Consider the following 26,494-nt stretch of genomic DNA (forward strand, 5'->3'; position numbering starts at 1 on the left):
ACCGCGCGGCCCTTGCCCGCATCGATCTGCGGGCAATGCGAGTATCATCCGCCGCGAATTTTCGATCGTCTGGTTCAGCCAGCTCGCCAGATGCGCCGCAGTTAACAGATCATTAAAGACGGGCCGCAGCTTGATTACCGCCGAAGACATTCTCGAATTGCCGGCCTCCGCTCGCGTCGCGACGCCAGTGCGTCCACCGCTGCAGGTCGGCTCGACTCATTCGGTGTCCGTCGTCATTCCCGCCAAGAACGTTGCCGCCTATATCGGTGAAACCCTCGCCAGCGCGCTGGCACAGAGCGAGGTGAGCGAGATCATTGTCGTGGACGACGGCTCGACCGACGAGACCGTCGCGATCGTCGGCGCCATCCGTGACCCCAGGCTTTACCTGATGTCCAACGATTCCGCCGGCGTGTCGGCGGCGCGTAACCTCGGCGCACGGCATGCGGGCGGCGAGTGGCTGCTGTTCCTCGATGCCGATGACCGCCTGCGCCCCGGCGCGGTGGCCGCGCTGCTCGCAACGGCGCGCGAGGCTCCGCGCGCGGTGCTGGTCTATGGCGACTACAACACGATCGACAGCGAAGGACGGCAGATCGGACGGCGCGACCTGTTGAAGGGACGACGCAAGCCATCCGGCGACGTGCTGGCACGGCTCGCCAGCGGCAACTTCATCGTCAATGGCGGCATCGCGCTGGCACGCGCCGAAGCTTTCCGCGCCATCGGCGGCTTCGACACCTCGCTCAGATATTGCGAGGACTGGCACTGCTGGTGCCGCCTCGCCGCAATCGGCGAATTCGAGTTCGCACCGAAGCTTCTGCTCGACTATCGCCTGCACACCGCGAACACCATGAACGCGGCAGTGCGGACGCCGAAGGATTTCTTCCCGGCCATCGCCCGGGTGTTCGACGACGGCCTGATCATGGCGCGATTGCCCGCGGGCACGGCAGCCGGACTGCGCCAGGCCGCCGAGATCCATCTCGTCACCTATTCGGCAATGCAGGCCGTGCGCTTCGGCCGGTATCGCCAGGCCATCGGCTATCTATGGATGGTCGCCCAGCGCTCGCTCAAGGCGTTGCCGCGCGCGACCGCGAGGACGGCGCTCGCCCGCTTCGGCATCTAGCGCGCGATCACAGCGTCAGGACTTGATCTTCGAGGCTTCATAGGGCTTCGGCGCGAAACCGAACGCCGCGAGCATGGAGCCGAGCGCGACAAGCGCGGGATGCATCGCAACCACCGCTTTCGACGTCACGAGCAGCCGGGCGGACCGGATCAGGGAGAGCGGCAGCCGTCCGAGCATCTGGGCAAACACCCCTGCCCGCGCGCCGGCGCTCTTCGCCGCCTTGTACTGCACGCGATAATTGATCGCGCCGATGCGCAGGCCGCGCTTTGCGATCCAGCCGAGGCTGGTGCGGTTTTGCGGCACGGTCTCGGTGATGACCGCCTCCGCCGTCCAGTGGAACGTCATGCCGGCATCGCGGCAGCGCACGAAGAAATCGCAGTCGCCGCCGCCGAGGAAATTGAAGCGCAGGTCGAAGGCGGGACGCTCGAACCGTTCGAACACCGCGCGCGTGATCAGGCAGTTGCCGCAGCCATAGATCAGCGGCACCGCGCCGCTGTAGTCGTAGGCGGGGCAGAAGGCGGGATGGCGCGCCAGCCAGGGCTTGCTGTCGTCGTCGAAGACCGGCAGCACCGGGCCGCCGACCACGTCGGCGCCGGTCGCGTCCGCGGTCCGCACCATCAGCTCCAGCCAGTCCGGCGAGGCGATCTCGTCGTCGTCGATCATCAGGAAGCGCGTTGCGGCGGGAAACAGCGCCTGCGCGGTCTCGAACGCGGCGTTGATCGCCTGGCAGTTGCCTTGCCGCCGCTCGATCAGGCAGATGCCCTGCAACCTGCCGTCGGCGAGATATTCCGCGGCGACCGGCGCGCTCTCGCGGCGGACGGCATCGTTCTCGACCATGACGACGGCAAAGGAGCGCGGGGTGCGCTGGCTCGCCAGCGAGTCCAGCGTCAGTCGCAGATGCTCCGGGCGGCGGAAACAGGGAATGCAGACGACGATGCCGACCGACAGGTCGATGACGCGCGAGCTCGCCGCGATCTCCCGGTTGGGATCGCGCACGGCATCGGAGATGCGCGTGGCAGACAGGTCTGTCGGGATCAATGTCATGACGTATTAGATGTCCGAGATAGATTGAAAAAGCCCTGCTTCGATCGCGCAGAAGCCCCGTGCCGTCCCGCGGCGGCACAGCGCCGCGAGACAGATGCGTCCCAGAATGAACGGCGGCCTGAGAGGCATCTTCCGACCGAAACCGCCGATCTCCCGATATCCGCGCGCTTAGCCGAGTTTGCGTGCTTCCGCCGCGAAATCATGCGCGCATGTTACTGCAATTCGTGGTCCGCAGCGCCGAGAGCGGCCCAACATGAACGATGCCGTAGTTAACGCCCATGCGCATTAACCCGGCCGTAAGCACCGCGACCGGTGAAGCGGCGCGGCATCAGATTTGCTCTTCGGGCATGCGAGATTTTTCCTGTAAATTTGAGTCGAACAAGCGCGGTCAGAGAAAAATGAACAAGCCAGCCACGATCGATTTCGCGACAGCCACGGCGATCGACATTCCCGCCGCCGCAGCACCCGTTCAGGCGCTGCACGATCTCGTCCCCGGCGAAGCCCGCGACAGCCTGCTTGCCGTTCATGAGTTGCTGCGCCGCGAACTGCCGCAGGGCCCGCTCTCCGTCTATGAAGCCGGCGGCGGCTCGTACAGCGTGCTTCCGCCGGAATTGCTGAGCCGCAGCAGGGTCACCGTCGTCGACATCGACGAGGACCAGGTTCGCAACAACACCTATGCGGACGAGGCGATCCTCGGCGACGTGCAGACCTACAATTTCGGCAAGGAAAGCTTCGATCTCGTGATCTGCTACAACGTGATCGAGCATCTGCCCCATGTCGATGCCGCGCTGCTGAACTTCCGCGACGCGCTCAAGCGCGGCGGCATGATCCTGATCGGCGCGCCCAATCCGCGCTCGCTGTCCGGCGTCGTCACCAAATACTCGCCGCACTGGTTTCACGTCTGGTTCTACCGGCACATCCGCGGCATCAAGGACGCCGGCCTGCCCGGCGAGCCGCCGTTCCCGACCTTCTTCCATCCGCTGGTCACGCTGCCCCGGCTCGAAGCGTTCGCGGCCGCAAACGGCCTCGAGATGACTTACCGCCGTGAGGTCGAGAGCCCGCGCTATCCGGAGATGCGCCGGCGCAAGCCGCTGTTCGCCGCTCTGGTCGATGCCGGCGCCGCCGTGCTGAACGCCGTGCTTCCGCGCGGCACCGATGTCCGCCGCGGCGACTATCACGTCATCCTCAGGAAAAGCTGATTGCCATGGCGTGCGCGCGGCACATCGCAGGACGCGCGAAGCCTCGCGGCCATGCTGCGCGCGGTAACGAACCGTTAATCAAGGGCACCCGGCATAGGCGCCGCGACGACGCGCCGGACAACGGCATGCGTTTAAACCCTTTGTTTGCCATTTCGGTGAATAGTCCCTCAATGAGTATGGTTAATTTTCCCTGTTGCGTTGATTGGGCACCTATATCCCGGGTGCGTGGCATAAAGCGAAGAGTAACCCCTCAGCCCGCGGCCGTTGGAATGAAAGCTGGGGACCATGCTGGACTATAACCAGCCGATCGATCGGGCGAGACCAGAGGCCCCGCAACAGCGGCCTCAGGCCGGCTTCAGCGTGCTCGAGCTCGTCAACCTGCTCTGGCGGCGCAAGATCGCGATCGCCGCTGCCGCGCTGGTCGGTGCCACGCTCGCCGTCACCGTCGGCAAGAGCCTGACGCCCCGCTACACCGCCACCGCCCAGCTCCTGGTCGATCCGCGCGAGCTCCAGCTCGTCGACCGCGAGCTCACGCCGCGCGCGCAGGACGTCTCCGGCATGTCGATGGTGGTGGAGAGCCAGGCGCGCCTGATCACCTCCAACAGCGTGCTGCTCCAGGTCATCCAGCAGGCGGGCCTCGACAAGGATCCCGAATTCGGCGGCGGCGGCGACGCCAGGACGCTGATGTCGTCGCTGCTCGGCCTCGTCGGCCTGCAGCCCCGCGCGCCCTCCGCTGCCGAAGCGAAGGAGGTGCAGCTCGCGGCGCTCGATGCCCTGAACAAGCACATCACCATCCGCAAGACCGAAAAGAGCTTCATCGTCGATATCGAGGTCTGGTCGACCGATCCAGCCAAGGCGGCGATGCTCGCCAACACGCTGACCAACGTCTACCTCACCGAATCCCGCAACTCGCAGGCTTCCGCTGCGCGGCGCGCCACCACCGACCTCTCCGGCCGCCTGAAGGAGCTGCGCGAGCGGCTGCGCAACGCCGAGACCGCGCTCGCCACCTACAAGGCACAGAACAATTTCGTCGGCACCCAGGACTCGCTGATCAGCGACCAGCAGCTCTCCGCCAGCAATCAGCGCCTGTCCGCGGCCCGCGCCGCGACGATGGACGCGCAGGCGCGGCTCGACCAGATCGAGGCGAGCCGGCGCACGGCGGCCGATGCGGGCGCAAATCCCGAAGCGCTGCAATCGCCGACCATCGCCAACCTGCGCGCGCAATATGCCGATGCCCGCAAGAAGTATGCGGAGCAGGCCGGCGAACTCGGCCCGCGCCATCCGGCGTTGCGGCAAACCGAGAAGCAGGTCGAGGATCTCAAGCGCACCATCAACGAAGAGATCGACCGTTTCGCCCAGTCCGCCAAGAACGATCTGACACGCGCCCGCGATTTCGAGGCCTCGCTCAACCGGGCGCTGGAAGCGCAGAAGCGGCAGAGCGTGCAGCTCAGCCAGGCCGCCGTCCGTCTGCGCGAGCTCGAGCGCGAGGCCGATGCCAGCCGCGACGTCTATCAATCCTTCCTCAAGCGCTCGCGCGAGACCGAGGAGCAGGAGACGCTGAACACCTCGGCCGCCCGCGTCATCGGCGAAGCGACGGTGCCGCAGCGGCGCTCGTTCCCACCCGCGATGAGCCTGTTCGCCATGATCGGCTTCATCTTCGGCGCACTCGCTGCATCGGGCTGGTTCGTCGTCGCCGAGCTGCTGTCCGCCGGCACGGCCGCGCCGGCGCCTGCACCGGCGCGCCGCGAGCGCACACCCGCACCGCAGGCGCCGCGCGCTCCCGAGCCGGCGCGGGCCAGCGAGGTTCCGCCGCCACAGCCGCAGCCGGTTGCGCGTGCCCCTGACGTCGCACAGCCTCTGCCGGAAATTGCCGCACCGCCACTGCAGCCCGCCGCGGCCGAACGCCCCCTGATCGAAAAGCCGCTGATCGCGCGCCTGCAGGAGGCCGACGTCATCCACACGCTCGGCGCCATTCTCGCCACCGGCGGCGGTGTCGACCTGACCCGATTGGGCTGGCCGACGCTGCGCCCGGGCTTTCCCCTGACCAGCCTGCTCAATGCCTGGCGCGACATGCGCGCGGCCGTAGCCCGGCGCGGCGGCGGCAAGGCGATGCCGGTCGTCGCGCTCGTCGGCGGCGGCGAGACCACGGGTCGCAGCGTGACCGCGCTGAATTTCGCGCTCGCGGCTGCGCGCGACGGCGTCCGCGTGCTGATGATCGATGCCGACCACCTGGCGCATTCGCTCTCGAATAAGGTCAACCGCAACGGCAAGCGCGAGCCGAGCAGGCTCGGCTGGCTCTCGAACGGCAGCAAGGCCGCGCGCGAGATCAGGACCGCCAACGGCATCTCGGTCCTTCCGGCCGCCGACGGCGATGCCGGCAAGGCGACTGAAGCCATCCGCAAGGCGATTGCGCAGGCGCGCTCCGCCGGCGGTTACGACCTCGTGATCCTCGACGGCCCGGTGACGCCGCTCGCCGCCGGCAGCCGCAAGCTGCTCGACGACGTCGACGCGCTGGTGGCGGTGCTGCCGACCAGCCTCGACATCAACGACGGCCTGGAAGAGATTTTGAGCACGCTCGGCCGCGCCGAGCGCAAGCTCGTCGGCGTGGTGCTCGACGAGCTCACTCCTGCAACCCAAGCGCGCCAGCGAGGCAGACAATATGCTTGAGCGCCGCATCAACCTGGACGGCCGGGCCGCAACCGCGGAGGTGCCGCGCACCACCGTCGGCGGCCTTCGCATGGCCGCACTCGACCTAGAAGCAACCGCCGATTTCATGATCGAGGCGACCGATCCGCAACATCGCATCGGCCGTCCGCTGTACCTGACGTCCGCCAATGGCGAGGTGCTGGCGCGCTGCTCGACCGAGCCGCAGACCGAGCGCCTGTTCCGCGCCGCCGACCTGATCAACGCCGACGGCCAGCCGCTGGTGGCGGCCTCGAAGCTGCAATCCTGGTTTCCGCTGCCCGAGCGCGTCGCGACGACCGACCTGTTCCACGTCGTCGCCCGCAAGGCTGAAGCGGTCGGCCGCACCTTCTACATGTTCGGCGCCAGCGAAGCCGAGAACGCCACGGCGGTCGAGAACGTCCGCAAGCTGTATCCGAACCTGAAGATCGTCGGTCATAGCCACGGCTATCTGCGCGGCGATGCGCTGCGCGCGAAGGTCGAGGAGATCAATGCGCTCGCGCCCGATTATCTCTGGGTCGCGCTCGGCGTGCCCAGCGAGCAGGCGTTCGTCGAGGAATATACGCCGCATCTGACCAATGTCGGCGTCATCAAGACATCCGGCGGCCTGTTCAACTTCCTGTCGGGCAGCCGCTCGCGTGCCCCGGAATGGATGCAGAAGGTCGGACTCGAATGGGCCTGGCGCACCTGGCTGGAGCCGCGCCGCCTGTTCTGGCGCTATTTGACCACCAACCCCCGCGCGCTCTATCTTCTGTTCCGCCGCAAGCGGCCCTTCAATCGCTGAGAGAGGCCGGGTTAAGGACATGACCGACCGACCGATCGTCCTCGTCACGGGAGGTGCGGGTTACATCGGTTCGCACGCGTGCCGCGCGCTGACCGCTGCCGGTTACCAGCCGATCGTTTTCGACAATCTCTCGACGGGCCATCGCAGCTTCGTTGCCGGGGAGCTGGTGACGGCCGATCTGCTCGACGGCGCGGCGCTCGCGCGCGTCTTCGCCGAGCGCAAGATCACGGCGGTGATGCATTTCGCCGCCGCCAGCCTGGTCGGCGAGTCGATGACCGACCCGCAGAAATATTACATCAACAACGTGCAGGGCACGCTGTCGCTGCTCCAGGCGATGCGCGCCGCCGGCTGCCAGCGCATCGTGTTCTCCTCGACCGGCGCCGTCTATGGCAACGCCGATTCGAAGGAGCTGCCAGAAGACTTCCCGTGCGCGCCGATCAATCCGTACGGCGCCTCGAAATGGATGATCGAGCGCATCCTCGCCGACTATCGCGCCGCCTACGGCTTCGGCGCGTTCTGCCTGCGCTACTTCAATGCGAGCGGCGCCGATCCCGCCGGCGGCATCGGCGAATTGCGCGACAACGAGACTCATCTCATTCCGCGCGCCATGATGGCGCTGCAGGGCCATGTCGACTTCGCGGTGTTCGGCGACGATTACGACACGCCCGACGGCACCGCGATCCGCGACTACGTCCACGTCACCGACCTTGCCGCCGCGCATGTCGCGGCGCTCAAGCTGCTGGAAACCGGACATCCGGGCGGCAGCTTCAATCTCGGCACCGGCGCCGGCTTCTCGGTGCGCGAGATCCTCGACGCTATCAGGCAGGAGACCGGGCGCGAGGTGCCGCACACGGTCAAGCCGCGCCGTGCGGGCGATCCCACGTACCTGGTCGCCAATCCGTCTGCTGCGCGAAAAGTGCTGAACTTCGTGCCGCGTCATTCCGATCTCGCGACTGTGATCCGCACCGCCTGGGCCTGGCACCAGAAGGCCCATCCGCGCAAAGCGCGTTAAGCACGGTCCATTAAGCAACCGTAACATCCGCACCTTGCCCGCCCTGCCTGCGAACGGCTAGAATGGGCATTCGCTGCCGCCGCTGGCGTATCGCCGATGGCCGCATCCTTGGGCATGGCTGACGACGAGGTCGGCATGCGCGGCTCGGCCGATGTGGCACGAGCCTGTTTTTCCGGACGTGAAGACCACAATCGAATCCACACGCCGCTGTGATCAGGCGCGGATTCTCGGGAGTATCGACCGCATGCATCAGGCTGCACGCCTGGAGTTCGAGCGCGTGATGGAAGAGTTCGTCCGCTGGCATGTCGTGCCGGAGGACGAGCGCTCGCCCGCGCCTGCCTGGTGGTGGGGACCGGCCATGGCGGTCGTCGACGATCAGGAGACGATGAACGAGGCCTCTTGCGCCGAGCTCGGCTTGAACAAGGGTGCGAGCTTCGCCGACGGTGCGCGCACGATCCTGGCGCTGTTCGTCGAACAGACGTCGCTGACCGGCCCGCAGGATTTTCCGAGTATAGCGGAGGGCGCCGATCACGACGTCCGCGAGCTTCACCCGCAGCCGCTAGATGACAGCGCGTTTCAGCCTTAGTGCGGCAGCTTCGGTGGCGACCGGATCCGGCTCGGGCTGGAGCGGCGGCGCAACCGGCAGCACCATCGGCCGCAGCAGCTCGGCCATCTGCTTGGCCGGCAGCGGCTTTGCGATCAGGAAGCCCTGCATCTCGTCGCAGCCATGGGTGCGCAGGAACGCCTCCTGCTCGGCATTCTCGACGCCTTCGGCAACCACGGTCATGCCGAGCGCCTTGCCCATGCTGATGATCGCCTGCGCGATCGCCTGATCCTCTGAATCCTGCGGCAGGTCGCGCACGAAGGAGCGGTCGATCTTGATGGTGTCGATCGGGAAGTGCTTCATCAGCGACATCGACGAATAGCCGGTACCGAAATCGTCGATGGCGAGGCGGATGCCGCGGCTCTGGATGGCGTCGAGCACCTTGAGCGCGCGTCCGACGTTGCGCATCATCATGCTCTCGGTGACCTCGAGCTGGAGCAGCACCGGCGACATGCCGGAGGCGGCAAGCGCCTCGTCGACGTCCTGCAACAGATGTTCGTCGGCAAACTGCCGCGGTGACAGGTTGACCGCCATCGACAGCGGCAGCAGGCCGCGGCGCTGCCAGGCCATCGCCTGCGCGCAAGCCTCGTTCAGCACCCAGCGGCCGATCGGCACGATCAGCCCGGTTTCCTCCGCGAGCGGAATGAACTGGGCCGGCGAGACGCTGCCGAGCTCGGGATGGGTCCAGCGCAGCAGCGCCTCCACGCCGGTGATCTGGCCGGTCTCCATGTCCACCTTGGGCTGGTAGTTGAGCGAGAACTGCTCGCGCTCCAGCGCCCGGCGCAGCGCGCTTTCCAGCGACAGCCGCTCGATCGACTGGGTCTTCACCTCACTGGAGAAGAAGCGGTAGCCGTTCTTGCCGTCCTCCTTGGCGAGATACATCGCCATGTCGGCGTTCTTGGTCAGCGTCTGCACGTCGGAGCCGTTGGCCGGATACATCGCGATGCCGATCGAGGCCGTGGTATGGCATTCGTGGCCGGCGAGCTCCATGGGCTCGGCGAGCGCCGCGAGCAGCCCGGTCGCGATGCGCTGGACGTCGTCGATCTCGCCGCACTGGTCGAGGATGACGACGAACTCGTCGCCGCCGAGCCGCGCCACCACGTCGCTGGTCCGCAGCGCGCCGCGCAGGCGGTTCGCCACTTCGAGCAGGAGCAGGTCGCCGGCCTCGTGGCCGAGCGAATCGTTGATGACCTTGAAGCGGTCGAGATCGATGAACAGCAGCGCGAAACGGTGATCGTGGCGCTGCGCGGTGTCGATCGCCGCGCGCAACAGCCCGTTGAAGGTCTCGCGGTTCGGCAAATCGGTCAGGCTGTCGTGCGAGGCGAGATACTCGATCCGCTCGTCCGCCTGGTTCTTGGCATCGGCGCGGTCGAAGTTTTCCATGGCAAAGGAGACATTGTCGGCGAGGCGCTGCAACAGCTCGACGAACTCCGCGGTGAAGGTGGCCGGCTCGGTCGACATGTAGATCATGACGCCGACGGCCTGGTCGTGCGCGATCAGCGGGAAGGCCGCGCCCGACCGCGCGCCGTCGCCGCGTACGACGGCGTGGAAGGCACGGACGCGATCGTCGTTGAGATAGTCGTTGCTGATGCAGGGCTGCCGGGTGCGGAACGCCGTGCCGCTCATGCCGCGCCCTTCGGGGCGCTCCGGGTCGATGGAGAGGCGGACGTTGCGCGTGGTTTCGGCGGACGGGCCGGCCGCAGCCACGATCTCGAGCTGGTCGCTGCCCGCCCTCGCCAGCGCGATCGTCGTCGAGGTGAACTTGGCGCCGTTCGAGGCGGCGAGGCAGACGAGGTCGAACAGCTCGGCGCGCGACTTCGCCCTCATGATCGCCTCGTTGGTGGCGCTCAGCGCCGCGAACATGCGCGTCAGGCGCTCCTTCTGCGCCTCGGTGCGGGCCTTTTCCTCGGCTCGGTCGAAATTGTCGAGCGCGAACGAGACGTTTTCGGCAAGCCGCCCCAGCAATTGAATGAGGTCCTGCGTGAACACGCCTTCGTCCGGCGAGAGGAACAGCAATACGCCGACGGCCCCGCCGCCGTTGCTGAGCAAGGGGAAGCAGGCCCCCGATCTTGTGCCTTGCGTGCGCGCGATCTGGTGCCAGTGCGCGGTACGGATGTCGGTGAGAAGGTCGTTGGCGACACACGGCGTGCGCGAGCGGAAGGAGGTGCCGGTCAGCCCGCGTCCCTCCGGATCGTCGGCCGAGGTCGAGAAGCGCCAATCCTTGATCTGATAGCAGCTCTCGCCCTTGGTCATGGCGATGTCGAGATAGTGTCCCGTCGCATCGACCAGGGCGATGGTCGCGGAGGAGAAGGTGCCGCCGAGCACCGCGGCTTCGCACACCACCTCGAACAGCTCGTCGCGGGTCTTCACCCGCATGATCGCCTCGTTGGTCGCGCTCAGGGCCTCGAGCATGCCCCTGAGGCGATTGCGCTGCATCTCGGCCCTGGCCTTCGCCTCGGCGCGGTCGAAATTCCCGAGCGCAAAGGCGACGTTGGCCTGGAGCTTGCGCAGCAGCTCGACGAGCTCGTCGGTGAAGGTGCCGCACTCCGGAGAGTTAAACAGGAATACGCCCTCGACCCGGTCGCCGTTGAACAGCGGCAGCGCGGCGGAGGACGCGATGCCGTTGCGGCGGGCGCTGGCCTGCCAGGGCGCGATGCGGTCGTCGGCGAGCACGTCGTTGCTGACGGCGGGCTGGCGCGTGCGGAACGCGGTGCCGGTCAGCCCGCGCCCCTCGGGCACCTGGTCGGAGGTGGAGAACTTGAAGTTACGGACCTGGTCGGCATTCGGTCCGTAGCTGGCGACCACGCGCAGCAGCTCGGCGCTTTGGTCCACCAGCGCGATGCTGGCCGAGGTGAACTTGGCGCCCTTCGCCACCGCCTCGCAGACGAGCTCGAACAGCTCGGAGCGCGATCGCGCGCGCAGGATCGCCTCGTTGGTGGCGCTGAGCGCCGCGTACATCCGCGCCAGCCGTTCTTCCTCGGCCGCGATCCTGGCCTTGTCGGCCTCGCGGTCGAAATTCTCGATGGCGAACGAGACGTTCTCCGCCATGCGCACCAGCAGCGCGACGATCTCCTCGTCCTTGGCCCAGGAGCGGCTGATGAAGAACAACAGCACGCCGACGCTCTCGCCGTGCTTGATCAGCGGCGCGACCACGCAGGCGGCGACGCCAGTGTTGACGTTGGCCTGCTCCCAGGGCGAGCCCTTGGTGCGGCTGGCGAGATCGTCCTCGACGACGGCCTTCTGGGTCCGGAAGACCTGCCCGGAGATGCCCTTGCCGAAAGGATTGTCCGGATCGACCGAATAGCGCGCCTGGGTTACGAGGTCGAGGTTCTGCCCGGTGGCGGCGACAGGCTTCATCCAGTGCGAATCCGGCTCGCGGAGCAGCACGATGGTCGCCAGCGACTTGCCGCTGTGGACGGAGGCGTCACAGACGAGCTGGTACAGCTCCTGCTCGGTCTTAGCCCGCAGGATCGCTTCGTTGGTGGCGCTGATGGCGCCGAACATGCGGTTCAGCCGCCGTGTCGCCCGGTCGCTGCTCTGCCGCGCGGTCTCGCGCGAAAAATTGTCCAGTGCATAGGAAATGTTCGCCGACATGCGCTCGAACAGCGACACCATCTGCTCGTTCAGCGAGTTGGCCTCGCTTCGCGTCACGTACAGCACGCCGACGCTCTTGCCGTTGCAGAGCAGCGGCAGTGCCGCAGCGGCACCGATATGAGCCTTCGCGGCGCCCTCGCGCCACGCCAGCGAGCGCGGATCGTTCAGATAGTCGTTGCTGACGCACAGCTTCTGCTCGCGAAATGCCTCGCCGCCGACGCCCAATCCTTCCGGCTTGCCGGCGTCCGTCGTGATCTCGATTGCGCGCAGCCGCGGAATGTCGTCGCCGCAACCCGCCGCGAAGCGCAGCCGCCCGCCGTCCGGTCCCACCAGGAACACGGCCACGGCCAAAAAGTCCCCGCTCGAGAAACCGGCGTCGCAGACCTTCTGGTACAGCTCGTCCGGCGATCTCGCGTAAAGAATCGCTTCATTGATGGCGCTCAACGCCGCAAAGGTGCGCGCGAGTGTCGTCGGCACGATCTTAACTCCCGGGCATTTCTGCCTATTTCTCCCGGTGCCGTTATGAACGGCCATCGCCTAAGTGGTCGTTATTGCCTGCTGCAAACCGTCGATCAAAGTGAACGAGCTGCGAACGAGCGGCGCTAAACCCGCGAAAATACCGCCGCACGGCACGAACCTTCGACCAAAGGCGTGTTCCGTTTACGAATTTGCAGCCCTGTATTGGTTTACGAGAGATTGATATCGCTCCCGCGCTTTGAGACGATGGCGCCCAACAAGCTGCCTGTAAAAAGGCACCAAGCCGGGGAAATGCTATGCCGCTCGTCAGGGCCGACCGCCTCACGCGCATCAGCGCCGCGCTGCTCCAGGCAGCCGGAGCTTCGGAGGAGGAGGCCGACGCCGTCGCGAGCGGCTGCGTCAACGCCAACCTCGCCGGCCACGATTCCCACGGCGTGATCGCCGTTCCCACCTATATCGACCGCATCAAGGCCGGCCACATCGTGCCCGGCGCCAAATGGAGCATCGTCCAGGAATCGCCGACCACGACCGTGATCGACGGCCATTGGGGCTTTGGCTTCCACGTCAACGCCAAGGCGATGGCGCTGACGATCGAGAAGGCGAAGACCGCCAACGTCGCCGCCTGCACCGTGTTCCGGCAGAGCCATGTCGGCCGCCTCGCCGCCTATCCCTTGATGGCGATGCGCGAAGGCATGATCGGGATCGCGACGGCGGATTCCGGCCGCTCGCCGAAGCACGTGGCTCCGTTCGGCGGCAAGGAAGCGCGGCTCGGCACCAATCCGATCTCGATCGCCGTGCCGTCTGATCTCGATACCCCGTTCTATCTGGACATGGCGACCTCGGCGGTCGCGGCCGGCAAGATCCAGCTCGCGGTCGCCCGTGGCGAGGAGATCCCAACGGGATGGATCATCGATGCCGACGGACGGCACACCACCGACCCGACCCAGTATCGCAAAGGCGGCGCGTTGCTGCCGCTCGGCGGCACCGAGGGCTACAAGGGCAGCGGCCTCGCCGCCATGGTCGAGGTGCTCTGCGGCCTGCTCACCGGGCTCGGCTTCGGCGTCGAGCCGACGGGGCGGCACAATGACGGCTGCTTCATGGCCGTGTTCAATGTCGCAGCGTTCCGCCCGCTCAAGGAGTTCAAGCGCGAGGTCGCCGAGTTCGCGCACTATCTGAAATCGACGCCGCCCTCCGAGGGCAGCAAGGGCGTCTACTATCCCGGCGAGATCGAGGGCCTGCGCGAGCAGCAGCGCCTGCGCGACGGCATCGAGGTCGAGGACGCCACCTGGGACAAGCTGCGCACGCTGACGCGCGAGTACCGGCTCGACACCGTCCTTGGCCTCGCCTGACGCTATCAGGAGAACAGCAGCATGAATCGGCAGATGGTACTGGTCGGCTTCCTACAGGCGCAGAATTGCACCAACTTGCCGAGCTCCTGGCGACATCCGGACTCGCGCGACGATTCGATGTCGGCGGACTATTATCAGGAGATCGCCAAAATCCTCGAAGCCGGCAAATTCCACATGGCCTTCTTCGACGACCGCCTGGCGATGCCGGACCGCTACGGCAACGACCACGCGCACACCGTCGAATACGGCATTCGCTGCGTGAAGATGGACCCGCTGATCGTGCTGACCACGATGGGCATGGTGACCGACAAGCTCGGCCTCGGCGCGACCTGCTCAACCACCTATTACGAGCCGTTCGACGTCGCCCGCCGCTACGCGACGCTCGATCTGATGTCCGGCGGACGCGCAGGCTGGAACGTCGTCACCTCGCTCAATGACGGCGAAGCCCTCAACATGGGACGCGACTCCCATCCCGAGCATGATTCCCGCTACGACAAGGCCGACGAGTTCATGGAGGTCGTGCTCGGCCATTGGGACACCTGGGAGGACGGCGCGCTCATCATGGACAAGACAAGCGGCCGCTTTGCCGATCCCAGCAAGGTGAAGCGGCTCGATCACAAGGGAGCGAACTTCAAGTCGCGCGGACCGTTCACCGTGCCGCGGTCGAGCCAAGGCCATCCCGTCATCATCCAGGCCGGCGCATCCGGCCGCGGCCAGCGCTTTGCCGGCCGCTGGGGCGAGGTGATCTTCACCGCCGCGCGCAATCTCGCAGCCGCCAAGGAAGGTTATGCGTCCGTGCGCAACGAAGCTGCGAAAGCCGGCCGCGATCCCGACCAGATGTTCCTCTGCAACCTGACGACGCCGGTCTGCGCCGCGACCAAGGCGGAGGCCGAGGACAAGATGGCGCTGATCAACAAGCTGCCGCTCGAAATCGACGCGCTGTCGCTGCTCGCCGAAGCGCTCAACTACGACTTCGCGTCCAAGGACCTCGACGAGCCACTGACCACGGAAGAACTGAAGAGCATGCAAGGTATTCTTGGCATCCGCGACGGGGTGCTGAAGAACTCGGGCAAGAGCAATCCCAGCGCGCGCGACTTCGTCACCTTCTCCGGCCGCGGCCAGGTGCATGACGCCATGGTCGGCTGTCCCAAGGAGATCGCCGACAAGCTCGAGGAGATGTTCGTCGAACGCGGCTGCGACGGCTTTGTCATTGCCGCGACCTACGTGCCCGGCTCCTACGCGGACTTCGTGCAGCACGTCGTGCCGGAATTGCAGCGGCGCGGCCTGTTCCAGAAGGACTATCGCGGCAAGACGCTACGGGAAAATCTCGGGCTCAAGCGGCCGGCCGCCGGGGCCTGGAAGGTGCAGCCGCGCGATGCCGCGGAATAAGGGCGAGGACACAATATGCGCTGGCTGAAATTCACCGCCTCGGGAAAGACCTCCTGGGGGATCATCGAAGGCGACCGGGTCGTCGCGGTCGACGGCGACCCGCTCGGCGAATGGCAGCGCGGCTCGCGCACGTATCCGCTGTCCGAGGTCAAGATCGAGCTGCCGCTGATTCCGCGCACCTTCTATTGCGTCGGGCTGAATTACCTCAAGCACCTGAAGGAGGCCGCCGACAAGGCCGGCACGGTGCCGGCCGTGCCCGACCGCCCCGAGATCGGCTATCGCGCGCAGAATGCGCTGATCGCCCATGGCGAGGATGTCGTGATCCCGTCCTTTGCGACGGAGAAGATCCACTATGAGGGCGAGCTCGTCGTCGTCATCGGCAAGAAGGTGAAGCATCTCACCGAGGCCAACGCGATGGATTGCGTGTTCGGCTACACCATCGGCAACGACGTCAGCGAGCGGAGCTGGCAGAAGGCTGACCGCAGCCTGTGGCGCTCGAAGAACGCCGACACGTTCAAGCCGATGGGGCCGTGGATCGAGACCGAGGCGGACCTAGCGAAGATGGAAACGATCGTCCGGGTCAACGGCAAGGAAACCAACCGCTTCTACACAAACGACATGATCTTTGGCGTGGTGCCGTTTTTGGTCGAGCTGACGAAGTATTTCACGCTATGGCCCGGCGACGTGATCTGGATGGGCACGGATGGCGCGTCGCCCGACATCAAGCACGGCGATGTCGTGGAGATCGACATCACGGGTGTGGGCACGTTGCGGAACAGGTTCGTGCGGGAGGGGCGGTGATCCTCGTAGGATGGGTAGAGCGGAGCGAAACCCATCACCTTTAGTCCCCGAGGAAAGACTTCAGATGGGTTTCGCTTCGCTCTACCCATCCTACGCAGCTACGCAGCTCCCTCAAAACGGCAGCGCCACGCCGGTCTTGATTTCCTTCAGCACCACGTTGCTGCGGACGTATCGGATGCCGGGAATGCGGAACATGAATTCGTCGAGAAAGCGGTTGTAGGCCGCCATGTCCTGCACGACGACGCGCAGATGGTAGTCGGCATCGCCGGTGGTCGCGAAGCACTCCAGCACCTCGCGGCGCTTGGTGACGCTGGCCACGAATTCGTCGACGAACTTGGCGTCGTGCCGCTCCAGCGAGACGTGGAGAATCGCCGACATCGCAAAGCCTGCCTGCTCGCGCGCGACCAGCGCAGCATAGCCCTGGATGACGCCGCTCTCCTCCAGCGCCCTCACCCGGCGCCAGCAGGCCGAGGTGGACATGCCGACCTCGTCGGCCAGCTGCTGGTTGGTGGCGCGGCCGTCCTTCTGGAGGTGGGCCAGTATCCTGACATCGTGGTCTTCGATCATGAGCGCGCCCCAATTCGATAAATTATACCGCAGACCGTTCATTTCTGCAAAAATCTACCGATTTCATGCCTTCGGAAGGATGAATAGGTAAGACTTACCAGCCGACCGGGCCTAACCTTCGCCAATCCGGCACCGTTGCCGCGCGAGGTCCGCCATGGACGCCATTCCGTCACTCGACACTTACGAGCTTTCCGACCGCTACGATCGCGAGGAGGGCCGCGTCTTCCTCACGGGCACACAGGCCATCGTCCGCATCGCGCTCGACCAGGCGAAGCGCGACCGCGCCAACGGCCTCAACACGGCGGGTTTCATCTCCGGCTATCGCGGCTCGCCGCTCGGCGGCGTCGATCTCGAACTGTGGCGCATCCAGGAACGCCTGAAGCAAGACCGCATCGAATTCCTCCCCGCCGTGAACGAGGATCTCGCCGCCACGGCAGTGCTCGGTTCGCAGCAGGTCGAGACGCAAGGCGAGCGCGAGGTCGATGGCGTGTTCGGTCTCTGGTACGGCAAGGGTCCGGGCGTCGATCGCTCCGGCGACGCGCTCAAGCACGGCAATGCCTATGGCTCCTCGCCGCATGGCGGCGTGCTGGTGGTCGCCGGCGACGACCATGGCTGCGTCTCTTCCTCGATGCCGCACCAGTCCGACGTCGCCTTCATGAGCTGGTTCATGCCGACGCTGCACCCGGCCGATGTCGGCGAATATCTGGCGTTCGGCGAATATGGCTACGCGCTGAGCCGCTTCTCCGGCATGTGGGTCGGCTTCAAGGCGATCTCGGAGATCGTGGAATCAGGCGCGTCCGTCGCGCTGCAGCCGCCGCGCGCCTTCCGCACGCCCGACTTCACGCCGCCGCCCGGCGGGCTGCACTATCGCTGGCCGGATTTGCCGGGCCCGCAGATCGAGGAGCGGCTGGAGGCGAAGAAGCACGCGGTCTACGCCTTTGCGAAAGCCAATCCGATCGACCGCCACATCTACGACATCCCCGGCGCCACCTACGGCATCGTCACGACCGGCAAGGCCCATCTCGATCTGATGGAGGCGCTGCGGCTGATGGGCCTCGACGAAGCCGCCTGCCGTACCATCGGCATCGATGTCTACAAGGTCGGCATGGTCTGGCCGTTGGCGCTGCACGATGCCATGGACTTCGTGAAGGGCAAGCGTGAGATCCTCGTGGTCGAGGAGAAGCGCGGCATCATCGAGAGCCAGTTCAAGGAATATTTCTACGACTATCCCGGCAGCAAGCCGGAGCGCATGGTCGGCAAGCACGACGAGCGAGGTGCAAGGCTGATCTCATGGATCGGCGAATTGTCGCCGCGTGCGCTCGCATCCGTGCTGGCGCGCCGGCTCGATCCGATGTTTCCCGGACTCAATCTCGCCGCGCGCGCAGCAGCCTTGATGCCGGAGGCCGCGCGCACGATCAACGTCCCGGGCGCAACGCGCACGCCCTATTTCTGCTCGGGATGCCCGCACAACACCTCGACGAAGGTGCCCGAGGGATCGAAGGCGCTGGCCGGCATCGGCTGTCATTTCATGGCGAGCTGGATGGACCGGGAGACCTCGTCGCTGATCCAGATGGGCGGCGAGGGCGTGAACTGGGCGGCCTCGTCGCGCTTCACCGGCCACAGGCACGTGTTCCAGAATCTCGGCGAAGGCACCTATTATCACTCCGGCTCGATGGCGATCCGGCAGGCGGTCGCGGCGAAAGCCAACATCACCTACAAGATCCTGTTCAACGATGCCGTCGCCATGACCGGCGGCCAGCCGGTCGACGGCCCGGTCAGCGTGCATGCCATCGCGCACAGCGTCCGCGCCGAAGGCGTGACACGCATCGCACTCGTCTCGGACGATCCCGCGCATTTCAGCCCGGCGGACCTGCCCAGCGGCGTCACCATCCATCCCCGCGAGGAGATGGATGCCGTGCAGCGCGAGCTGCGCGACATCCCCGGCGTCTCCGTCCTGATCTACCAGCAGACCTGCGCCACCGAGAAGCGGCGGCGGCGCAAGCGCGGACAGATGGCCGATCCGAAACGCTTTGCCTACATCAACGATCTCGTCTGCGAGGGCTGCGGCGACTGCTCGGTGGAATCCAACTGCCTCAGCGTCGAGCCGAAGGAGACGCCGTTCGGCCGCAAGCGGCAGATCAATCTGTCGACCTGCAACAAGGATTTCTCCTGCCTCAACGGCTTCTGCCCGAGTTTTGTCACGGTCGAAGGCGCGAGCCGCCGGAAGAAGAGCGCGAGCCAGATCGACGCAATCGGCCGCGCGGCGACGCTGCCCCTGCCCTCACCCACGACGCTCGAGCGGCCCTACGATCTGCTCGTGACCGGCGTCGGCGGCACCGGCGTGATCACCGTCGGCGCGCTGATCGGCATGGCCGCGCATCTGGAACGCTTCGGCGTCTCGGTGCTGGACTTCACCGGCTTTGCGCAGAAGTTCGGTCCGGTGCTCAGCTTCATCCGCCTGGCCGCGAACCCCGAATCGCTGCATCAGGTCCGTATCGACCAGGGCGCGGCCGATGCGCTGATCGGCTGCGACCTCGTCGTCAGCTCCTCGCCGAAGGCATCGGGGACCTATCGCCGCGGCACGCGCGCCGCGGTCAATACCGCGGAGATGCCGACCGGCGATGTCGTCCGCTTCCGCGACGCCGATCTCGCGTCGCCTGCCCGCCTGCGGGCGATCCGGCAGGTGATCGGCAACGACAATCTCGACACGATCAACGCCAATGCGCTGGCCGAACGCCTGCTGGGCGATGCCGTCTACGCCAACATCATCATGCTGGGCTTTGCCTGGCAGCGCGGCCTGGTCCCGGTCTCGCTGCAGGCGCTGCCGCGCGCGATCGAGCTGAACGGCGTCGCGGTCGAACGCAACAAGCAGGCCTTTGCCTGGGGCCGGATCGCCGCGGCCGATCCGGACTTTTTGCCGAGGGCGGAGGATGTGCCCGAAACCGAGACGCTCGACCAGCTCATCACCCGTCGCGCCGAATTCCTCACGGCCTATCAGAACGAGGCCTATGCGGCGCGCTACCGGGCAATCGTCGCAAGGGTCCGCAGTGCCGAAGCCGGCCTGAACAGCGAGGCGTTGACCGAGGCCGTCGCCCGCGCGCAGTTCAAGCTGATGGCCTACAAGGACGAGTACGAGGTTGCGCGCCTGCACATGCAGAGCGGATTCCTCGACACGTTGAAGCGCGAATTCGACGACGGCTTCCGTGTCCAGTATCACCTCGCTCCACCGTTCCTGCCCTCAAAATCTGACGCCCGCGGCCGTCCCCGCAAGCGCGCGTTCGGCCAGTGGATCCAGTTGCCGCTTGCCATACTCTCGCGTTTGAAGGGCTTGCGCGGAACGCCGTTCGATCCCTTCGGCTACACTGCGGAACGGCGCACCGAGCGTGCGCTGGTCGCCTGGTATGAGGGCCTGGTCGAACGCATGACCCGCAAGCTCGACGCAGCGCATCTGCCCAATCTCGTGGCGATCGCCAAGGGCCCGATGGAGATCCGCGGCTACGGACCGGTGAAGGACGCCGCAATCGTAAAGGTGAAGGCCGACATCGACCGGCTGCTCGCCGAGCTCGACACGCCATCGCCGGCGAGGATGCGCGCCCACGGTTGACGCGACGGCGGCGAGGCTTCAGCCTCCGAGACCGAGGGACGCCCTGATGGCTCCCTGCAATCGGGTGACGCATCATGGATTTCGACCAGTTGACGCTGAGCGAGGCCGCTTCCGGCCTCCGCACCGGGACGTTCACAAGCACCACCCTCACCCGGGAAGCGATCGCCCGCGCCAAGGCCAACGCCGAGCTCAATGCCTTCGTCACCCTGGACGAGGCCGGCGCCTTGAAGGCCGCCGCGGCATTCGACGCGACGGGCGACAAGACCAAGCCGCTCGGCGGCGTGCCCATCGTGATCAAGGACAATATCGAGGTAGCCGGGCTGCCCTGCAGCGCCGGCACTCCGGCGCTGAAGGACTACATTCCGAAAGCCGATGCGCCCGTTGCGGCAAAGCTGCGCGCCGCCGGAGCTGTTATCATCGGCAAGACCAGCATGCACGAGTTCGCCTTCGGCATCTCCGGCTACAACACCGCGTTCAAGACCGGCACCGAATACGGCGTGCGCAATGCCTATGATCGGGCCCTGATCGCAGGTGGCTCCTCCTCGGGCACGGGCGCGGCGATCGGCGCGCGGATCGTCGCGGGCGGGCTCGGCACCGACACCGGCGGATCGGTGCGGGTCCCCGCCGCGCTGAACGGATGCGCCTCGCTGCGCCCGACCGTCGGCCGCTACCCGCAGGGCGGCATCGCGCCGATCTCGCACACCCGCGATACCACGGGCCCGATGGCCGCGACCATGGCGGATGTCGCGCTGCTCGACCGCGTCATCGCAGGCGGCGATGCGATGGCGCCGGCCGACCTGAGCCAGGTCCGCATCGGCATCGAAAGATCGATGCTGATCAATCTCGATGCCGACACGGAGGCGGCGTTTCGGGAGGCCGTCGCGAAGGTGAAGGCGCAAGGCGTCACGGTGGTCGAGATCGAGATGCCTCAGCTGGCCGAGCTCGACGGCCAGGTCAGTTTTCCGGTCGCGCTGTATGAGGCGTATGACGATCTGGTCGCCTATCTCAAGCACACGGGCACCGGCCTCACCATCGAGGCGGTGGCGGCGCAGATCGCCAGCGCCGACGTGAAGGGTACCTATGATGGCCTGGTGATCCCGCGCAAACTCCCCGCCCCCGATGGCAGCCTTGTCGATGCCAAGCCGATCTATGACGCCGCCATCAAGACCGCACGGCCGGCGTTGCAGGCGCTCTACAGCAAGACTTTTGCCGACAACCGGCTCGATGCCATCGCCTTCCCGACCACGCCGCGCGTTGCCATTGCCTCCAACCCGGACTCCAGCAGCCTCGAGAATTTCGGCCTGTTCATCCAGAACACCGATCCCGGCAGCAATGCCGGCATTCCCGGGATCCAGATCCCGATCGCGCTCGGTGCCAGCAGCAAACTGCCGATCGGGCTGGAGCTGGATGGGCCGGAAGGAAGCGATCGCCGGTTGCTTGCGATTGGTATGGCGCTCGATGCCGTGTTCGGGCGGCTGCCCGCGCCACACTGACGCTCTCGTAGGGTGGGCAAAGCGACTTGTCCGCCGTAGCTCGCAGAGCGAAGGCGGAAGCGTGCCCACCATCTGTCGCTAACGTTGCCAGATCGTGGGCACGGCGCTTCGCACCTTTGCCCACCCTAGGGCACCGCCGCCGCATTTCTCACGAATACGGGTTGATCAGCTTCTGCTGCTCGGCACTGTGATGCACCAGCATGTCGATGAAGGTCCTGACCTTCGCCGACAGATGATGGCGGTGCGGATAGACCGCATTCATCGACATCTCGACCGGACGGTATTCCGGCAGCAGGCGCACCAGACGGCCGGAATCGAGATCGTCCCCCACGAGGAATCCGGCGGCGAGGCTGATGCCCGCGCCCTGCAGTGCCGCCGTGCGCAGCGCTTCGCCGCTGTTGGTGATCAAATTGCCGGAAACGCGCACCGAGGCCGGCGCGCCCTTGCGATCGAAGAAGCGCCACTCGTCGAAGGGGTAGTTCAGGTGCCGCACGCAATTGTGCTCGGCGAGCTCTTCGAGCTTCGCGACGCGCCCATGCGCCTCGATATAGGCGTGCGAGCAGCACAGCACGTGCCGCCAGGTCGCAAGGCTCCGCACGATCAGGCTCGAATCCGGCGGCGCGATCATGCGTAGCGCAAGATCAAACCCCTCCTCGATCAGATCGACATTGGTCTCGCCCATGCGGAGATCAACCTTGACCTCCGGATAGGTCGCGAGGAATTCGGCCATCACCGGGGCCACGAACGGCACCATGTGGGTTGCGATGTGGATGCGCAGCGTGCCGCGCGGCGTCGATTGCAGCGCGCCGGCGATGTCGTCGGCCTGCTCGATGTCGGCGAGGATCTGGATACAGCGGTCGTAATAGGCCTTGCCGATCTCGGTCAGGTTGACCTTGCGCGTGGTGCGATGAAGCAGCCTCACCCCGAGCCGGTCCTCCAGCGCCTGAACGTGATTGCTCACCATGGTGGTCGACATGTTGAGCTTGCGGCCTGCTGCCGAGAAGCCGCCGCTCTCGACCACCCGGCTGAACACTTCGAGGCTGGTCAATCGGTCCATGGGGGCCTGGTCATCCACTCTTGATGCAGCAATCGCGCGATAGCGACGGCAATCGCTCTGGCGCAGCTGGTGCCCTGATCCGGTAGACATCCTGAAGCAAGGCGACCGCTCCGATTATCCACCTGCAATGGATAATCCTTCCAGAATTTTGCCAATTATCACTCGGGCCGGCAAGGCCGATAGTCTCAGCGAGCCGACAGGAGACCGCAATGTCCGAAATGCCCCGCACCGAGACCTTCGAGCAAGCGACTGAAATCACTCGCGATTATTCCAAAGCGCCGGCCGCTGTCCCGACCCGGGGCAAGATCCGACGCGCAGCGCTGATACTCGCGCTCCTCGCAGGCTCGGCGACCATGGTCTACTACGGACACGATTACTGGACCTACGGCCGCTATCTCGAGACCACCGACGATGCCTACGTAAAGGCCGACTCCACGATCATCGCACCAAAGGTCTCCGGCTACATCGCCAAGGTGCTGGTCGGCGACAACGAGAAGGTCAGGGCGGGCCAGCCCCTCGCCAAGATCGACGATCGCGACTTCAAGGCGGCGCTCGACCAGGCGACAGCCGACGTCGCCGCCGGTGAAGCTTCGGTACGCAACATCGACGCCCAGCTCGAGCTGCAGCAGCCGATCATCGCGCAGAGCACGGCCGACGTCGCGGCTGCCGACGCCAATCTGAAATTCGCCCAGGAAGAGCGCGCCCGCTACGACGACCTCATGAAATCAGGCTCCGGCACGATCCAGCGCGCGCAGCAGACCGACGCGGCGCTGCGCGCCAGCAACGCGCAATTGCAGCACGCGAAATCGGGCCTGATGGCCGCGCAGCGCAAGGTCGACGTGCTCACCACGCAGCGCGCCCAGGCCACCGCCCAGCTCGAGCGCGCCCGCGCGGTCGGGCAGCAGGCGGCGCTGAACCTGTCCTATACCGAGATTACCGCGCCGGTGGACGGCACGGTCGGCGCGCGCAGCCTGCGCGTCGGCCAGTATGTGCAGGCCGGCACGCAGTTGATGGCGGTGGTGCCGCTCGATGCGGTCTATGTCGTCGCCAACTTCAAGGAGACGCAGCTGACGCATGTCCGTCCGGGCCAGCCGGTCGAGCTGCACGTCGACAGTTTTCGCAGTCACACGCTGCGCGGCCACGTCGACAGCCTGTCGCCGGCCAGCGGCCTCGAATTCGCACTGCTGCCGCCCGACAACGCCACCGGCAACTTCACCAAGATCGTGCAGCGCGTGCCGGTGAAGATCGTGCTCGACGATCACAGCCTCACCGGATTGCTGCGGCCCGGCATGTCGGCGGTGCCGACCGTCAATACCAAGCAGACGGTGCTGGCAGAGCGCGAGACCGCAAGGCGCGTCGCCGACAACACGACGCGACCAAACGGCGGCTGAACGCGGGGAAACGCCGACGGGACTATCAAGTCCTGCCGGATGATCCTTCCCGCACTTCACCAATTATCGAAACCATCCGCCTGACGCATCCTGTCTCGATAGCAGAGACGAGGCTTCCATGAGCACGCTTCAACCGACCGTCAATTCCGCCGCCGACATTCCAGCTCCCGCCGCTGCAGCAACGCCGGCGATCTCGGCCAAAACCTGGATCGCGGTGATCGGCGCAACGCTCGGCGCCTTCATGGCGGTGCTGAACATCCAGATCGTCAACGCCTCGCTCGCCGACATCCAGGGCGCGATCGGCGCCGGCATCGACGACGGCGGCTGGATCTCGACCTCCTATCTGATCGCGGAAATCGTTGTGATCCCGCTCTCGGGCTGGCTCGCGCAGGTGTTCTCGATCCGCATCTATCTGCTCACCAACGCGATTCTGTTCCTGGCGCTCTCCGCCGCCTGCGCGCTGGCGCAGGACCTGCCGCAGATGATCGTGCTGCGCGCCGTGCAGGGCTTTACCGGCGGCGTGCTGATCCCGATGGCGTTCACCTTGATCATCACGCTGCTGCCGCGCGCAAAGCAGCCGGTGGGCCTTGCATTGTTCGCACTGTCGGCGACGTTCGCGCCGGCGATCGGCCCCACCATCGGCGGCTATCTCACCGAGAATTTCGGCTGGCAGTACATCTTCTACGTCAACCTCGTGCCCGGCGCGATCATGGTCGGCATGCTCTGGTACGCGCTCGAGGCGAAGCCGATGAAGCTGTCGCTGCTGCGCGAGGGCGACTGGGCTGGCATCATCACGATGGCGATCGGGCTCTCGGCGCTGCAGACCGTGCTGGAGGAAGGCAACAAGGACGACTGGTTCGGCTCGCCCTTCATCGTCAGGCTCTCGGTGATCGCAGCCGTCGCGCTGACGGCGTTCCTCGTCATCGAGCTCACGGTGAAGAAGCCGCTACTGAACCTGCGCCTGCTGGTGCGCCGCAATTTCGGCTTCGGCATGCTGGCGAATTTCCTGCTCGGCATCGCGCTGTACGGCTCCGTGTTCATCCTGCCGCAATATCTCGCGCGCATCCAGGGCTACAATGCCGAGCAGATCGGCATGGTGCTGGCATGGACCGGGCTGCCGCAACTGGTGCTGATCCCGCTGGTGCCGCGGCTGATGCAGAAGTTCGATGCGCGGTTCATCATCGGCGTCGGCTTCGTGCTGTTCGCGGCCTCGAACTTCATGAACATCTATATGACCAACGACTATGCCGCCGACCAGCTGTTGTGGCCCAACGTCGTTCGCGCCATCGGCCAGGCGCTGGTGATGGCACCGCTGTCGGCGGTGGCGACATCAGGCATCGAAGCCGAGAACGCAGGCTCGGCCTCGGGCCTGTTCAACATGATGCGCAATCTCGGCGGCGCCGTCGGCATCGCGCTGCTGCAGACGGTGCTGACCAAGCGCGAGCAGTATCACTCCAACGTGCTGATGCAATCGGTCTCGGTGTTCGAGCAGGCCACCCGCACGCGGCTGGAACAACTGACCCAGTATTTCGTCAATCACGGCATCGTCGATCGTGCGGACGCAGCGCATCGCGCCTATGTCGCCATCGGCCATACCGTGCAGAAGCAGGCCTACATCTTCGCCTTCAGCGACACCTTCTATCTGCTCGGCATGGCGCTGATCGTCGCCCTGATCGCCGTTTTCTTTCTGAAGAAGCCCGGCCAGACCGCGGCCGGTGGTGCCCACTGATCCCAACCGTAGCAAGCAAGGAGAACGACCATGAAGCCCCGCATGAATTTCTACCAGGCCGCCCCCGACACGATGAAGGCGCTGATGGCGCTGGAAGAGCAGATCCAGTCGACGGGTCTGGAAAAATCGATGATCGAGCTGGTGAAGATCCGGGCGTCGCAGATCAACGGCTGCGCCTTCTGCATCAACATGCACACCGAGGACGCCCGCAAGCGCGGCGAGACCGAGCAGCGCATCTACCTGCTCAATGCCTGGCGCGAGTCCCCGCTCTATTCCGACCGCGAGCGCGCCGCGCTGGCATGGACGGAAGCCGTGACGCTGATCGCCGAGACCCACGCGCCCGACGACGTCTACGAAGATGTCCGCGCGCAATTCTCCGACGCGGAGACGGTGAACCTGACCACGCTGATCGGCGCCATCAACGCCTGGAACAGGCTGGCGATCGCGTTCCGCGCGGTGCATCCGGTGAAGGTGAAGGCGTCGGTGGCGTGAGGCTCGCGCCTCGCAAAAGGTCCCATAGGGTGGGCAAAGCGAAGCGTGCCACCTTCCATAGCTAAGGGAGAGAAGACGTGGGCACGGCGCAAGCGCGCCTTTGCCCACC

At 65.9% G+C, this 26,494-nt stretch carries 18 protein-coding genes; 14 read left to right on the top strand and 4 right to left on the bottom strand.

Annotation, left to right across the window (positions count from 1 at the left end; all coding sequences use genetic code 11):
- Window positions 1-130: 130 nt before the first annotated feature.
- Window positions 131-1,117: a glycosyltransferase gene (locus JQ617_RS30555; RefSeq protein ID WP_212029559.1), complete on the top strand. Its 987-nt coding sequence runs from the start codon at window positions 131-133 to the stop codon at window positions 1,115-1,117.
- A gap of 15 nt (window positions 1,118-1,132) precedes the next feature.
- Here the strand turns inward: JQ617_RS30555 and JQ617_RS30560 are convergent, their stop codons facing one another.
- Window positions 1,133-2,161, bottom strand: coding sequence for a glycosyltransferase family 2 protein (locus JQ617_RS30560; RefSeq protein ID WP_212029560.1), 1,029 nt, complete (start codon window positions 2,159-2,161; stop codon window positions 1,133-1,135).
- A 398-nt stretch (window positions 2,162-2,559) separates the two neighbouring features.
- Here JQ617_RS30560 and JQ617_RS30565 point away from each other — a divergent pair, with 398 nt between their 5' ends.
- The 5 genes from JQ617_RS30565 to JQ617_RS30585 all read left to right on the top strand — a co-directional run bounded on the left by JQ617_RS30565 (window position 2,560) and on the right by JQ617_RS30585 (window position 8,424).
- Window positions 2,560-3,360: a class I SAM-dependent methyltransferase gene (locus tag JQ617_RS30565; RefSeq protein ID WP_212029561.1), complete on the top strand. Its 801-nt coding sequence runs from the start codon at window positions 2,560-2,562 to the stop codon at window positions 3,358-3,360.
- Window positions 3,361-3,645: 285 nt separating this feature from the next.
- Window positions 3,646-6,027, top strand: coding sequence for an exopolysaccharide transport family protein (locus JQ617_RS30570; RefSeq protein ID WP_212029562.1), 2,382 nt, complete (start codon window positions 3,646-3,648; stop codon window positions 6,025-6,027).
- Window positions 6,020-6,826: a WecB/TagA/CpsF family glycosyltransferase gene (locus JQ617_RS30575; protein ID WP_212029563.1), complete on the top strand. Its 807-nt coding sequence runs from the start codon at window positions 6,020-6,022 to the stop codon at window positions 6,824-6,826. The genes JQ617_RS30570 and JQ617_RS30575 overlap by 8 nt, the downstream gene beginning before the upstream one ends.
- Before the next feature lie 19 nt (window positions 6,827-6,845).
- Window positions 6,846-7,838 carry a UDP-glucose 4-epimerase GalE gene (gene galE / locus JQ617_RS30580; RefSeq protein ID WP_212029564.1) on the top strand — a complete coding sequence of 331 codons (993 nt, stop codon included), beginning with the start codon at window positions 6,846-6,848 and terminating at the stop codon, window positions 7,836-7,838.
- Window positions 7,839-8,082: 244 nt separating this feature from the next.
- Entirely contained in the window at window positions 8,083-8,424 is a 342-nt protein-coding gene (locus tag JQ617_RS30585) for a hypothetical protein (protein WP_212029565.1), read from the top strand.
- Here the strand turns inward: JQ617_RS30585 and JQ617_RS30590 are convergent.
- The gene (locus JQ617_RS30590) at window positions 8,398-12,513 is read right to left on the bottom strand and encodes a bifunctional diguanylate cyclase/phosphodiesterase (RefSeq protein WP_212029566.1); all 4,116 of its coding nucleotides are present in this window, start codon (window positions 12,511-12,513) and stop codon (window positions 8,398-8,400) included. The genes JQ617_RS30585 and JQ617_RS30590 overlap by 27 nt on opposite strands.
- 296 nt (window positions 12,514-12,809) lie before the next feature.
- Between JQ617_RS30590 and JQ617_RS30595 the strand changes: the two genes are divergently transcribed.
- Genes JQ617_RS30595 through JQ617_RS30605 form a run of 3 tightly spaced genes read left to right on the top strand, consistent with a single transcriptional unit; the run spans window position 12,810 to window position 16,052 of the window.
- Window positions 12,810-13,862, top strand: coding sequence for an Ldh family oxidoreductase (locus JQ617_RS30595; RefSeq protein WP_212029567.1), 1,053 nt, complete (start codon window positions 12,810-12,812; stop codon window positions 13,860-13,862).
- Between the two features lie 21 nt (window positions 13,863-13,883).
- Window positions 13,884-15,251, top strand: a complete 1,368-nt coding sequence (locus JQ617_RS30600) for an LLM class flavin-dependent oxidoreductase (protein WP_212029568.1) — start codon at window positions 13,884-13,886, stop codon at window positions 15,249-15,251.
- Window positions 15,252-15,266: 15 nt separating this feature from the next.
- Window positions 15,267-16,052: a fumarylacetoacetate hydrolase family protein gene (locus JQ617_RS30605; protein ID WP_212029569.1), complete on the top strand. Its 786-nt coding sequence runs from the start codon at window positions 15,267-15,269 to the stop codon at window positions 16,050-16,052.
- A 111-nt stretch (window positions 16,053-16,163) separates the two neighbouring features.
- Here JQ617_RS30605 and JQ617_RS30610 read toward each other — a convergent pair whose 3' ends face one another.
- Window positions 16,164-16,619, bottom strand: coding sequence for an Lrp/AsnC family transcriptional regulator (locus JQ617_RS30610; RefSeq protein WP_063687793.1), 456 nt, complete (start codon window positions 16,617-16,619; stop codon window positions 16,164-16,166).
- A 154-nt stretch (window positions 16,620-16,773) separates the two neighbouring features.
- Here JQ617_RS30610 and JQ617_RS30615 point away from each other — a divergent pair, with 154 nt between their 5' ends.
- Together JQ617_RS30615 and iaaH are read left to right on the top strand one after the other, a co-directional pair.
- A complete protein-coding gene (locus tag JQ617_RS30615) occupies window positions 16,774-20,223 on the top strand; it encodes an indolepyruvate ferredoxin oxidoreductase family protein (RefSeq protein WP_212029570.1) in 3,450 nt (1,149 codons plus the stop codon).
- Window positions 20,224-20,297: 74 nt separating this feature from the next.
- Complete coding sequence (iaaH, locus tag JQ617_RS30620; RefSeq protein ID WP_212029571.1) at window positions 20,298-21,716, top strand: indoleacetamide hydrolase; 1,419 nt, start codon at window positions 20,298-20,300, stop codon at window positions 21,714-21,716.
- Between the two features lie 148 nt (window positions 21,717-21,864).
- Here iaaH and JQ617_RS30625 read toward each other — a convergent pair whose 3' ends face one another.
- Entirely contained in the window at window positions 21,865-22,773 is a 909-nt protein-coding gene (locus JQ617_RS30625) for a LysR family transcriptional regulator (RefSeq protein ID WP_212029572.1), read from the bottom strand.
- Window positions 22,774-22,982: 209 nt separating this feature from the next.
- Between JQ617_RS30625 and JQ617_RS30630 the strand changes: the two genes are divergently transcribed.
- The 3 genes from JQ617_RS30630 to JQ617_RS30640 all read left to right on the top strand — a co-directional run bounded on the left by JQ617_RS30630 (window position 22,983) and on the right by JQ617_RS30640 (window position 26,385).
- Entirely contained in the window at window positions 22,983-24,164 is a 1,182-nt protein-coding gene (locus tag JQ617_RS30630) for an HlyD family secretion protein (protein ID WP_212029573.1), read from the top strand.
- A 118-nt stretch (window positions 24,165-24,282) separates the two neighbouring features.
- On the top strand, window positions 24,283-25,893 hold the full coding sequence (locus JQ617_RS30635; RefSeq protein ID WP_212029574.1) for an MDR family MFS transporter: 1,611 nt from the start codon (window positions 24,283-24,285) through the stop codon (window positions 25,891-25,893).
- 30 nt (window positions 25,894-25,923) lie between these two features.
- On the top strand, window positions 25,924-26,385 hold the full coding sequence (locus tag JQ617_RS30640) for a carboxymuconolactone decarboxylase family protein (RefSeq protein ID WP_212029575.1): 462 nt from the start codon (window positions 25,924-25,926) through the stop codon (window positions 26,383-26,385).
- The last annotated feature ends 109 nt before the right edge of the window (window positions 26,386-26,494 follow it).

Source organism: Bradyrhizobium sp. KB893862 SZCCT0404, assembly GCF_018130885.1.
GTDB classification, from domain to species: Bacteria; Pseudomonadota; Alphaproteobacteria; order Rhizobiales; family Xanthobacteraceae; genus Bradyrhizobium; species Bradyrhizobium stylosanthis.

Excerpts from the sequence above, each read along its gene's own strand:
- JQ617_RS30595 (WP_212029567.1), top strand. The coding sequence starts at position 12,810 with ATGCCGCTCGTCAGGGCCGACCGCCTCACGCGCATCAGCGCCGCGCTG.
- JQ617_RS30635 (WP_212029574.1), top strand. The coding sequence starts at position 24,283 with ATGAGCACGCTTCAACCGACCGTCAATTCCGCCGCCGACATTCCAGCT.
- JQ617_RS30575 (WP_212029563.1), top strand. The coding sequence starts at position 6,020 with ATGCTTGAGCGCCGCATCAACCTGGACGGCCGGGCCGCAACCGCGGAG.
- JQ617_RS30565 (WP_212029561.1), top strand. The coding sequence starts at position 2,560 with ATGAACAAGCCAGCCACGATCGATTTCGCGACAGCCACGGCGATCGAC.
- JQ617_RS30630 (WP_212029573.1), top strand. The coding sequence starts at position 22,983 with ATGTCCGAAATGCCCCGCACCGAGACCTTCGAGCAAGCGACTGAAATC.
- JQ617_RS30640 (WP_212029575.1), top strand. The coding sequence starts at position 25,924 with ATGAAGCCCCGCATGAATTTCTACCAGGCCGCCCCCGACACGATGAAG.
- JQ617_RS30570 (WP_212029562.1), top strand. The coding sequence starts at position 3,646 with ATGCTGGACTATAACCAGCCGATCGATCGGGCGAGACCAGAGGCCCCG.
- JQ617_RS30610 (WP_063687793.1), bottom strand. The coding sequence starts at position 16,619 with ATGATCGAAGACCACGATGTCAGGATACTGGCCCACCTCCAGAAGGAC.
- JQ617_RS30585 (WP_212029565.1), top strand. The coding sequence starts at position 8,083 with ATGCATCAGGCTGCACGCCTGGAGTTCGAGCGCGTGATGGAAGAGTTC.
- JQ617_RS30560 (WP_212029560.1), bottom strand. The coding sequence starts at position 2,161 with ATGACATTGATCCCGACAGACCTGTCTGCCACGCGCATCTCCGATGCC.
- JQ617_RS30605 (WP_212029569.1), top strand. The coding sequence starts at position 15,267 with ATGCGCTGGCTGAAATTCACCGCCTCGGGAAAGACCTCCTGGGGGATC.
- JQ617_RS30600 (WP_212029568.1), top strand. The coding sequence starts at position 13,884 with ATGAATCGGCAGATGGTACTGGTCGGCTTCCTACAGGCGCAGAATTGC.
- JQ617_RS30625 (WP_212029572.1), bottom strand. The coding sequence starts at position 22,773 with ATGGACCGATTGACCAGCCTCGAAGTGTTCAGCCGGGTGGTCGAGAGC.
- galE (WP_212029564.1), top strand. The coding sequence starts at position 6,846 with ATGACCGACCGACCGATCGTCCTCGTCACGGGAGGTGCGGGTTACATC.
- JQ617_RS30615 (WP_212029570.1), top strand. The coding sequence starts at position 16,774 with ATGGACGCCATTCCGTCACTCGACACTTACGAGCTTTCCGACCGCTAC.
- iaaH (WP_212029571.1), top strand. The coding sequence starts at position 20,298 with ATGGATTTCGACCAGTTGACGCTGAGCGAGGCCGCTTCCGGCCTCCGC.